Source organism: Leucobacter sp. (assembly GCF_053528595.1).
The window spans coordinates 1-10817 of sequence record NZ_JAIVPF010000091.1; the positions used below are offsets into that span (position 1 = coordinate 1).

General features: G+C 73.5%; 10 protein-coding genes. 5 read left to right on the forward strand and 5 right to left on the reverse strand.

Features of this window, described 5'->3' with window-relative positions:
* Nucleotides 1-102 precede the first annotated feature (102 nt).
* Nucleotides 103-1092 (reverse strand): agmatinase, encoded by a 990-nt coding sequence (gene speB / locus ACWKZU_RS18240; protein ID WP_449283760.1) that lies wholly within the window; start codon nt 1090-1092, stop codon nt 103-105.
* Nucleotides 1093-1297: 205 nt separating this feature from the next.
* Here speB and ACWKZU_RS18245 point away from each other — a divergent pair, with 205 nt between their 5' ends.
* Nucleotides 1298-1681: a DUF488 domain-containing protein gene (locus ACWKZU_RS18245; RefSeq protein ID WP_449283761.1), complete on the forward strand. Its 384-nt coding sequence runs from the start codon at nt 1298-1300 to the stop codon at nt 1679-1681.
* Nucleotides 1682-1816: 135 nt separating this feature from the next.
* On the opposite strand, the gene pdxR is transcribed toward ACWKZU_RS18245, so the two are convergent.
* Nucleotides 1817-3436, reverse strand: a complete 1620-nt coding sequence (gene pdxR / locus ACWKZU_RS18250; protein WP_449283762.1) for a MocR-like pyridoxine biosynthesis transcription factor PdxR — start codon at nt 3434-3436, stop codon at nt 1817-1819.
* 95 nt (nt 3437-3531) lie between these two features.
* On the opposite strand from pdxR, the gene pdxS reads away from it, so the two are divergent.
* Together pdxS and pdxT are read left to right on the forward strand one after the other, a co-directional pair.
* A complete protein-coding gene (gene pdxS, locus ACWKZU_RS18255) occupies nt 3532-4455 on the forward strand; it encodes a pyridoxal 5'-phosphate synthase lyase subunit PdxS (RefSeq protein ID WP_449283763.1) in 924 nt (307 codons plus the stop codon).
* Nucleotides 4452-5192 (forward strand): pyridoxal 5'-phosphate synthase glutaminase subunit PdxT, encoded by a 741-nt coding sequence (gene pdxT / locus ACWKZU_RS18260; protein WP_449283764.1) that lies wholly within the window; start codon nt 4452-4454, stop codon nt 5190-5192. The genes pdxS and pdxT overlap by 4 nt, the downstream gene beginning before the upstream one ends.
* A 229-nt stretch (nt 5193-5421) precedes the next feature.
* Here the strand turns inward: pdxT and ACWKZU_RS18265 are convergent, their stop codons facing one another.
* The gene (locus ACWKZU_RS18265; protein WP_449283768.1) at nt 5422-6282 is read right to left on the reverse strand and encodes a DNA-methyltransferase; all 861 of its coding nucleotides are present in this window, start codon (nt 6280-6282) and stop codon (nt 5422-5424) included.
* Nucleotides 6283-6358: 76 nt separating this feature from the next.
* Between ACWKZU_RS18265 and ACWKZU_RS18270 the strand changes: the two genes are divergently transcribed.
* Nucleotides 6359-6715: a VOC family protein gene (locus ACWKZU_RS18270; protein WP_449283765.1), complete on the forward strand. Its 357-nt coding sequence runs from the start codon at nt 6359-6361 to the stop codon at nt 6713-6715.
* Between the two features lie 155 nt (nt 6716-6870).
* Here the strand turns inward: ACWKZU_RS18270 and ACWKZU_RS18275 are convergent, their stop codons facing one another.
* Nucleotides 6871-7968 (reverse strand): enoyl-CoA hydratase/isomerase family protein, encoded by a 1098-nt coding sequence (locus ACWKZU_RS18275; RefSeq protein ID WP_449283766.1) that lies wholly within the window; start codon nt 7966-7968, stop codon nt 6871-6873.
* Between the two features lie 223 nt (nt 7969-8191).
* Complete coding sequence (locus ACWKZU_RS18280) at nt 8192-9478, reverse strand: MFS transporter (protein ID WP_449283769.1); 1287 nt, start codon at nt 9476-9478, stop codon at nt 8192-8194.
* A 409-nt stretch (nt 9479-9887) separates the two neighbouring features.
* On the opposite strand from ACWKZU_RS18280, the gene ACWKZU_RS18285 reads away from it, so the two are divergent.
* Nucleotides 9888-10724 carry a DUF3097 family protein gene (locus ACWKZU_RS18285; RefSeq protein ID WP_449283767.1) on the forward strand — a complete coding sequence of 279 codons (837 nt, stop codon included), beginning with the start codon at nt 9888-9890 and terminating at the stop codon, nt 10722-10724.
* The last annotated feature ends 93 nt before the right edge of the window (nt 10725-10817 follow it).

Consider the following 10817-nt stretch of genomic DNA (forward strand, 5'->3'; position numbering starts at 1 on the left):
GCTCTACGACGCCTGATCCGGCTCGCCGCGCGCCGGGCCCCAGGGGTCCGCGGCGGCGCGCCGGCCGGGCCCCGCATCGAGGGGCCCGGGGGCGAGGCGAGGTCAGCCCACGTGCACCGGAGTCTTCGGGGATCCCGCATGGAAGGCCAGCGCTTCGAGGGCGATCCGACCGGCGATGAGCTGAGTCCGCGTCGAGTGATCGAGCGACGGCGCCGGCTCGGCGATGTCGAGCCCGATCAGGCCCGCGGGAGCGATCCCGCGCACGATCTCGAGCGCCTCGCGCATCGTCATCCCGCCGGGCGTCGGAGCGCAGGTGCCCGGCGCGTAGGCGGCATCGAGCGCGTCGACGTCGAACGTCAGGTAGAAGCCCTCCTCGCCGACGCGCTCGAGGATCTGCTCGACGGCCCACAGTGCGCCGCGCTCCCAGATCTCCTCGAGCCAGATCACGCGGATGCCGTGATCGCGGCAGTACTTCAACTCGGTCTTCGGATTCATCCACCCGCTGATCCCCACGAGCACGATCTTGGAGGGATCGTAGCCGTTGTCGACGGCGCGGGTGATCGTGCAGCAGTGATTCAGCTCCTCGCCGCCCACGTGGGGCGCCGCGTCCAGGTGGGTGTCGAACTGCACCCAGCCGGGGCTCGTGCCCGGCTTCTTCGCGGCCTTGCCCACGGGGATGCTCACGGAGTGATCTCCGCCGAAGACCACGGGAATGGCCCCCGCCGCGACGATCTCGGCGATATCGGCCTCGACCCGCTCGAACGTCTTCGGCGTGTTGCCGAGCGCCACATGGCAATCGCCGCCGTCGACCAGCGGCAGATGCGCGAAGAGGTCGAAGTCGAAGGTCGCCTGGAAGTTCGTGAACTGCACCGATGTCTCGCGAATCGCACGCGGACCGTAGTTCGCCCCGCTCCGGCTGATGGTGGTGGCGTCGAACGGGAAGCCGTACACCACGGCCTTCGCACCCGCGGCCCGGATCGCCTCGCGGGAGAGCTCCACCTTGGGCACGCCCATGAACGTGCCGCCGAGCCCTCCGTGCAGGAGGCCGCTCCACATGGTCTCGTCGAACGAGCCGGTCACCGCTTCAGTCATGATTCCCTCATTTCATTGCACGCGGACAAGCCGCGATCCGATTGTCATAACGTTTTTGCTTGCGTTGAAATCACTCCCGCAACATTGCCGAAACGCTTCGGCAAGCGTACCAGTTCCCACTTCGCGCTGTCCACAGGCCCACGGGCCTCCGCCGCACCGCCGGCGGGGGCTGGCCAACCGCGGCGCGCCGGTCCAGACTGGAGGCATGGACGTCAGGATCAAGCGCGTGTACGAGCCGGCCGAGCCGGGCGACGGCTTCCGGGTGCTGGTGGATCGGCTCTGGCCCCGGGGCGTGTCGAAGGAGCGGGCCGAACTCGATCTGTGGGACAAGGACGTGGCTCCGAGCCCCGAACTGCGCAAGGCCTGGCACGCGGAACCGGACGGGCACGATCCCGAGCACTTCGCCGCCTTCGCGGCCGACTACCGCCGGGAGCTGGCGCAGGGCGACACCGCCGAGGCGCTCGGGCGGCTCGCCGGACTGGCACGGGAGCACTCGCCGCTCACCCTGCTCTACGGTGCGCGCGATCACGAGGCGAACCACGCCGTCGTGCTGCGCGAAGCCCTCCTGGAGCGGCTCGGGAAGGCCTGACCCGCGTCGCTCGTGCGCCCGCCGAGCGGACGGGCGGGATTCCCTTCGGCGGGCCCGGGGAACGGCGGCGATCGCCGGTCGAGCGGAGCGCAGCGAAGTCGGAGCCGCGCGGGGCGCGCCCGATCCGGAGCCTCCTCACCCCCCGACGAGGATCGCGCGCAGGCGCTCGATCCCGGCCCGGAACTCCGCCTCGTCCGGGCCGCCCATCCCGAGCACCAGGCCGGCGGTGCGGTCGGAGCGGTGGTGCTGCCAGTAGGCGCCGAGCGCCGCGACGCCGAGTCCGTTCGGGAGGCCCGGCGCGGGCTCGGCCGCCCGCGCGACCGCGTGCGCCTCGCGCTCCTGGGCGGACTCCGCGGAGCCGGCCAGCTCGACGACGGCGTGCAGCCCGCCGCTCATCGGCCGCACCCGCACGTCGGCGATGCCGGCGAGGCGCTCGGAGATCAGGTCCCTGCGGCCCGCGTGACGACGGCGCACGCGCGCGATGTTGCGGCGCAGCTCGCCGCTCGCGAGATAGTCCGCGAGTGCGAGCTGCACCACCGCCGACACCGGCGACCCGAGGTCGCTCCGCACGGGTTCGAGCAGCGAGCGCAGCTGTTCGGGGGCGAGCAGGAAGCCTGCGGCGAGCGCCGGGGTCGCCGTGCTCGAGAAGGTGCCGAGGGTCACCACCGAACCGGAGACCGGATCGTCGAGCGCCGCAAGGGTCGGCAGCGGACTGCCGACGTGCCGCAGTTCCGAGTCGTAGTCGTCCTCGACGACCACGACGCCCGTGCGCCCCGCCCAGTCCAGCAGCTCACGGCGGCGCGGCAGCGGCAGCGACCCGCCCACCGGGTACTGATGGCTCGGGGTGACGATGACGAGGTCGAGCAGCCCCGACGGCAGGCGGTCGGTGCGGAGCCCGTCGGCGTCGACCGGCAGCGACACGATCCGCGCCCCGTGACGCGCGGCGACGCCCCGCAGGGACGGGTACCCCGGATCCTCCACGCCCACGACCAGCCCGTTGCCCCGTGTGGTGCCGAGCGCGGTGAGCAGCAGCCCGAGCCCCTCGCGCGTGCCCGCGGTCACGAGCACGTCGCGGGCCGGCCTGGCGGTGCCCCGCACGAGCCGCAGGTGCTCGGCGAGCTCGGCGCGGAGGCGCGGATCGCCGAGCGCGGGCGGGCGCCGGTCGGCCCGAGCGGAGGCCCGCCGCCACGCCGCCCGCCACGCCGGACGCTCGGTGACGTCCGTGAGCGGTGCACCCGGCGCGAGCGGGGGCCGGGCCGCGGCATCCGCTCGCCCGCTCCCGCCGGGATCACCGGCACCGGCGGCATCACCGGCATCGGCGGCATCACCGGCATCGGCGGCATCGGCGGCATCACCGGCATCGGCGGAATCGGCGCGCCCATCGGCGCCTGCGGCCTCGCGGATGCCTGACCGCCGGTGCGCGAGCGGGCCGCCCCGGCGCGCCCCGCTCCCGTCGTGCGCTCCGGCGGAGTGCGCCGGGGCGAGGTCCGGGTTGACCACCGTGCCGCGCCCGCGCTCCGCGCGCAGGTAGCCCTCCGCGATCAGCTGCTCGTAGGCGGAGACGACCACGCCGCGGGCCACACCCAGGCGGCTCGCCAGCCTCCGGGTCGCGGGCACCTCCTCCCCCGGGCGCACCCCCGCCGCGTCGATCACCTCGCGCAGCGCGGCCGCGAGCTGCACCGGGAGCGGGGTGCCGGTCGCGCGGTCGAGGTGCACCGGGAACTCGGCGGGGGCACGGAAGGAGCGCTCGTTCACCCCTCCAGTGTGGCAGCGACGAGTGAATTGGTCCACTCCAACTCGGTGGAAATGGATCTTGTCATGTACCAGTGAGTCCGGCCAGGGTGGAATCCATGACTGAGACCAGCCCTGCATCCACCGCCACCGCACCCACCGCCGCCACCGGCTCCCCGCTCGTCAAACGAGGCCTCGCCGACATGCTCAAGGGCGGCGTCATCATGGACGTCGTCACCCCCGAGCAGGCGCGCATCGCCGAGGACGCCGGCGCCGTCGCCGTCATGGCCCTCGAGCGCGTGCCGGCCGATATCCGCGCGCAGGGCGGGGTGGCGCGCATGAGCGATCCCGACCTCATCGACGGCATCAAGGCCGCGGTGTCGATCCCGGTCATGGCGAAGGCGCGCATCGGCCACTTCGTCGAGGCCCAGGTGCTCGAGGCGCTCGAGGTCGACTACATCGACGAGAGCGAGGTGCTCTCCCCCGCCGACTACGTGAATCACATCGACAAGCGCGGCTTCACGGTGCCCTTCGTGTGCGGGGCGACGAACCTGGGCGAGGCGCTGCGCCGCATCGCGGAGGGCGCGGCCATGATCCGCTCGAAGGGCGAGGCCGGCACCGGCGACGTCTCGGAGGCCACGAAGCACATCCGCACGATCCGGGGGGAGATCGCGCGCCTCGGCGCCCTCGGCGAGGACGAGCTCTACGTCGCGGCCAAGGAGCTGCAGGCCCCCTACGACCTCGTGGTCGAGGTCGCGCGCACCGGCTCGCTCCCCGTGGTGCTCTTCACCGCCGGCGGCGTGGCCACCCCCGCCGACGCCGCCATGATGATGCAGCTCGGCGCCGACGGCGTCTTCGTCGGCTCGGGCATCTTCAAGTCGGGCGAGCCAGCCAAGCGGGCGGCCGCCATCGTGCACGCGACGGCGCGCTACGACGACCCGCGAGCGATCGCCGAGGCGTCGCGCGGACTGGGCGAGGCGATGGTGGGCATCAACGTGGCCGACCTGCCCGCACCGCACCGGCTCGCCGAGCGCGGCTGGTGAGCCCGACGGAGGCGGCCGTCCGGGTGCGGCCGGCGGGTGTTTCGATCGCCGCGTCCGCGCCGGGTACCGCGTCCGCCCCGGTCGTCGGCGTGCTCGCGCTGCAGGGCGGCGTCGTCGAGCACGCCCGCATGATCGAGGAACTCGACGCGCGCGCCGTGCTCGTGCGCCGGGCCGAGCAGCTGGCCGGACCCGACGGACCCCGCGTGGACGCCCTGATCCTCCCCGGCGGCGAGTCCTCGACGATCGACCGGCTGCTGCGCCGACTCGAGCTCTTCGATCCGCTGCGGGCCGCGATCCGGACGGGAGTGCCGGCGCTCGGCACCTGCGCGGGCCTGATCCTGCTGGCCCGCACGATCCTCGATCCCGCTCCGGATCAGCGCAGCCTCGGAATGCTCGACGTCGCCGTGGCCCGCAACGCATTCGGCCCGCAGCTCGTCTCGACCGAGGCGAGCTTCGGCGTGACGGGGGTCGCCGGCGAGGGGCCGGACGGACGCGTGCGCGGAGCGCTCATCCGCGCGCCGGAGGTGCGCGAGGTCGGGTCCGCGGCGCGGGTGATCTGCCGCGCGGACGGCCGGGTGCTCGGCGTCACCTCGGTCGACGACGCCGCCGGCGCGGACGACGCCGCGACCCCGGCGGGCCTCGGCCGGGTCACCGGAGTCGCCTTCCACCCGGAGCTGAGCGGGGATCACGCCCTCCACCGCGCGCTGCTCGCGCGCGCGGTGGAGCCGAGCCGATAGTCGATAGCCGCTCGTCGTGGGAGGCGCGCTCCTCATACCGGGTGGCGCGCAGGGAGCGCAGCCGTGGAATCCGCACGCAGGATCGGCATCCACAGCCCGTCCTGCGCGCTCGCTCCGGGCCGACCTCTCCGCTTACTGTGCGCAAATCGCTGGAATTCCCGGCGGATTCCGACGATCCGAGCACAGTAAAACCCACCCGGGACGGGAACGTCACAGGGACGACGCACGGTCAGCCACTGAACCGCACCGAGCTCCCGGCGAGGCGATCCCGCATCACGGCGATGGCCGCCTCGTTGTCGTCGACCGCGACGAACCGCCGCCCCAGCTCCGCCGCGGCCGCGGCCGTCGTGCCGCTGCCCGCGAAGGGGTCGAGCACCCAGTCCCCCGGGCGCGATGAGGCCTGCACGATCCTGCGCAGCACGCCGAGCGGCTTCTGCGTCGGGTAGCCGGTGCGCTCCCTGCCCGTCGGGGACACGATGGTGTGCCACCACGTGTCGGTCGGCAGCTTCCCGCGCCGCGCGCGCTCGGCGGTGACGAGCCCGGGCGCCATGTAGGGCTCGCGGTCCACCGCCTCGGCGTCGAAGTGGTAGCGATCCGGATCCTTGACGTAGACGAGGATGTTCTCGTGCTTCGTGGGCCACTTGCGACGCGCCCGCGCTCCGTAGTCGTACGCCCAGATGATCTCGTTGATGAAGCAGTCCGCTCCGAACAGCGCATCGAGCAGCACCTTCGCGTAGTGCACCTCGCGGTAGTCGAGATGCAGGTACAGCGTGCCGTCGGGCGCGAGCAGGCGCCAGGCCTCCTCGATGCGCGGCTCGAGGAACTCCCAGTAGTCGACGAAGCGGTCGTCGAACGCGAGGGTGCGCTCGCGCGTGACCGCGTAGCCCTGCCCGCGGAAGCCGAGCCGGCCGCCGGGCTCGCCCTCGGCGGTGCGCACGCCGCGCACCCGCTCCGCCTGCCGGAACAGACCGGTGTTGAAGGGCGGATCGAGGTACACGAGCGTGAACGCCTCGTCGGGCAGCGCCCGCAGGAAGGGGAGGTTGTCGCCCGAGTGCACCAGATCGGGTCCGCTCGGATGCCAGGCTTCGATCACCGACCCAGCCTAGCGGTCGATGTCGGCGGCCGGCGGTAGCGTGGAAGCCACCGCAACGAGCGAAGGAGCACTCATGATCCGGCTGGGAATGATCACCGTGGACACCGCAGACCCGCGCACGCTCGCCTCCTGGTGGGCGGGCCGCCTCGGCGGCGAGATCGTGCACGACGCCGAGGGCTGGTTCTGCATCGTCCGGGCGCCCGAAGTGCCGGTGGCCCTGGGCTTCCAGAAGGTCGCCGAGCCGACCCCTGGCAAGAACCGCGTGCACCTCGATCTCGACCGCGAGACCGGGGCCGACCGCGACGCCGTCGTCGCGGAGTGGGTCGCGGCCGGTGCCGCGCACCTGGGCCGACGGGGCGAGGACGACTTCAGCTGGGACACCTTCGCCGATCCCGACGGCAACGAGTTCTGCATCGGCGACCCGCACTGATCCCCGGCTCGGGCCGGGCCGGCTCGTGCCTCCTGCGCGGAGTGAGCGCGGCGAACCGCCCCACCCCGTCATCCTGCGCGGAGTGAGCGCGACGAACGCAGTCGCAGGATCCACGCCCGCGGACTCGGCGACGACGCGCGGAGGTGATGAACGCCTCAGAGCACGAGCGGCGCCTCGTCGACGGCGAGGCCGGGAGCGAGGATCGCCGCGAGCTCGGCGGGATCGAGATCCTCGACGCGGGCCGGCGACCAGCGCGGATTCCGATCCTTGTCGATCACCTGCGCCCGCACGCCCTCGGCGAAGTCGGGGCGGGGAGCGAGGCGCCCGAGCACCCGCAGGTCGTCGTGCAGCACCTCGGCGAGGCCCAGGCCGAGGCGCCGCGTGCGGTCGAGCTGCGCGAGCGTCACCGCGACCGAGGTGGGGCACATGCGCCGCACGCTCTCCGCGACCGCCCGCGCGGACTCACCGGCGCTCTCCTCGAGCGCCCGCACCAGGCGCCGCACGGCTCCCGCCGGATCCTCGGCCACGGGCGCACCGTTCCCGCCGAGCGCGTTCTCCGCGATCGGGTCCCACCAGGCGCGCTGCTCGAGCAGGGGCGACTCGGGCGCGGGCTCTGCGAAGCGCTCGCAGGCCGTGCGCGGGTCCTCGCCCGCGGCCAGCGCCGCGCGCAGCTCGGGCAGGCGCTCGGCGGGCACGAAGAAGTCCGCGAAACCGAGCGCGATCGCGTCTCCCGCACCCATCTCCCCCGCCGTGACCGCGAGCAGCTCGCCCAGCCGGCCCGGGGCCCGCGCCAGCAGCAGATGGCCGCCCACGTCCGGCGCGATACCGATGCGCACCTCGGGCATCGCGAGCCGGCTGCGCTCGGTCACCACCCGGTGGCTCGCGTGTCCCGTGAGCCCGATGCCGCCGCCCATCGTGACGCCGTCCATGCAGCCCACGACCGGGATCGGCGAGGTCGCGACCATGTGGTCGACGCGGTACTCGACGGCCAGGATCTCGCGCCCGTCGGAGCCGGAGAGCTGCTTGATGTCGCCGCCGCCGCAGAAGCCCCGCTCGCCCGCTCCGTCGAGCAGGATCGCGGTCGAGTCGTCTCGCCACGCCGTTTCGAGGGCTGCGCCGATCAGCTCGAACATCTCGCGGTTCAGCGCGTTGATCGCCCGCGGCCGGTTGAGCGTGATGCGGGTGATCCGGCCCTCCCGTCGCGAGAGGACCAGCGGCTCGGCGGGTGCGGTGGCGTGCGCGGCGTTGCTCATCCCAGCACCGTACCATCGGCGCGGAGCGACCCCGTCCTGCCCCTTCTCCCGGCCCCGCCTCCTGCCCCCCGCCCCCGCCAGACCGAGCGAATTGTTCGAAGCCGAGCCTTCCAGCGCGGATGATCGCGACAGTTTCGAACAATCGGCTCGGTTTCGCGCGGGGCGGGGCGCGACGGCACGCACGGGGGCAGGGGGCGCAGGCGCGCCGTCGCACGCGCCGCGCCTACGGGGTGGGGTGGTGCGCGTCGTAGCGCTGGAAGCCCCTCGCCGTGCGCAGCAGGACGAGCATGATGCCGACGATGACCACGCCGCCCAGCAGCGCCGGCGCCCACAGCGCCACGAGAGTCGCCACCGCGCCCGCGACGAGGTCGCCCACGCGGGGGCCGCCGGCCACGACCACGTAGAAGAGGCCCTGCATACGGCCGCGCACGTCGTCGGGGGCCGCCGCCTGCAGGATCGTGGTGCGGAAGACCGCGCTCACGTTGTCGGCGGCACCCGTGCCCGCGAGCGCGAGGCCGGCCAGCACGATCGCGGGCACGAGCGGCGCGTCGGGCGCTCCCGGGCCCTCGACCGCGCCGGTGACGAGCAGCACGACCCCGAAGAGCACCGTGAACACCCCGAACACCCCGATCGCGATCGTCACGGCGCGCCCCTGCCTGCGCACGGCGCCGAGCGGTCCCGAGAAGAGCCCGCTGATCAGCGCCCCCACTGCGAAGGAGGCGGTGAGGATCCCGACCGTGACCGGCCCGCCGCCCAGCACGAGCGCGCCCGCGGCGGGGAACACCACGCGCGGCGTGCCGAAGATCATCGCGACGAGGTCCCAGACGAAGGTGGCGCGCACGTTGGGCGCCCGCCGCAGGAAGCGCAGGCTCTCCACGACGGAGCCCAGACCGGGGTTGCGGCGCTCGCCCTCGGGCGTGACGCTGGGCAGGCTGAGAATGCCGAAGAAGGCGGCCGTGAAGAGCACCACGTCGAGCAGGTAGGTCCAGGCGAAGCCGACGGTCGCCACGAGCACCCCCGCCACCGCCGGGCCGACGGTGATCGCGAGCCCCATCGTGATGCCGCTCAGAGCCGCCGCGGCTGGCAGCAGCTGCGGCGGCAGCAGCCGGGGCAGGATCGCGCCCTGCGTGGCGCCCTTGATCGTCGCCGAGGCCGCGTTGAGGGCGGCGAGCGCATAGTACGGCCACGTGGTCTCGACGCCGAGGAACGCGATGAGCGTCAGCGTGCCGATGCTGCACCAGCCCACGATCGCGGTGACGAGGGCGACGAGGCGGCGGTCGAAGGTGTCGGCGAGCGCTCCTCCCACGAAGCCCGCGAGGATCATCGGGCCGAGCGCCCAGAGCGCGAGCAGCGAGACGGCGAGGGTCGAGTGCGTGATGTCGTAGATGTGCAGACCCACCGCGACGATGGTGATCTGCGCGCCGATCTGCGACACGGAGGAGCCGATCCAGAGCTTCGCGAAGGCGGGGCTCGCCCGCAGCGGGGTGATGTCGACGAGCAGGGATCGCAGCCGGCGCCCGCGCCTGCCCCGGCGTCCCGGGTCCCCGTCCGATGAGCCCCGGTCCTCCGGATCCAGGTCTCCCGGTTCCCGGTCCTCCGGACCCCGATCCCCTGGCGCGTCGCTCACCGCCCCAGCTTAGTGGTCGCGCCGAGGTGCCTCCCCGTCGCCCCGACGCTTTCCGTCATCCGGTCATCCTGCGCTCGCACCCGGCCATCCTGCGCGAGGAACGAGTCGCAGGATCCACAGCGAGGATCACCAATGGATCCTGCGACCCGCAAGCTCGCGCAGGATGACGGGAGCAGCGCAGGCTCGCGCAGGATGACCGGAGCAGCGCAGGCTCGCGCAGGATGACGGGAAGCGGGAACGGCGCGCCGCGCACCGCCGCCCGCTGCGGCCCCGCGCCGGTAGGCTCGTCCCCGTGTTCGACTCGCGCTACGACAACGATCCCGTCGCCCGGATGAAGCCCCGCCGCGGCCCCGTGCAGCGGCGCGAGGTGCCGCTCGCCCGGGGCCTCGTGGTGGAGCATACGGAATCGGAGTGGTGCGGCGCCGTCGTGGGCGCCCGCGAGGGTCTCGTGCAGCTCGAGGACTTCCGCGGCAAGGTGCGCGCCTTCCCCCTGAGCGACGGCTTCCTCATCGACGGCGAGCCCGTGCGCCTCGTGATGCCGAAGCGGCAGTCGGCCGGCCGGCAGCGCACCGCCTCGGGATCGTTCGCTGTGGAACAGCAGCGGGCCCGCACGGCCATGCCGAGCCGCATCTTCGTCGAGGGCAAGCACGACGCCGAGCTGGTGGAGCAGGTGTGGGGCGCCGACCTGCGCGTGGAGGGTGTGGTGGTCGAGCTGCTGCAGGGCGCCGACAACCTCGATCGTGTGCTCGCCGAGTTCGGCCCCGGCCCGCAGCGGCGTGCGGGTGTCCTGCTCGATCACCTCGTCGCGGGCAGCAAGGAGTCGCGGATCGCCCAGGCCATCGAGCGCGGTCCGCACGGCGCGCACGTGCTCATCGTCGGCCACCCCTTCGTCGACATCTGGCAGGCGGTGAAGCCGGAGCGCGTGGGGCTCGAGGCGTGGCCCACGATCCCCCGCAGCATCGAGTGGAAGACGGGCATCTGCCGCGCGCTCGGCTGGCCCGCGGAGGAGCCCGCGGACATCGCCGACGCGTGGGCGAGGATCCGGGGCCGAGTGCGGCACTTCCGCGACCTCGAGCCCGAGCTCGTGGGCCGCGTGGAGCACCTCATCGATTTCGTCACGGTCGGCTGACCCGCGGTCGGCCGACCCGCAGCCGGCCAGGGCCGCGATCGGCCGATCCCGCGGTGCACCGATCCCGCGAGGCGGGCGTATCCTGATAGTGAC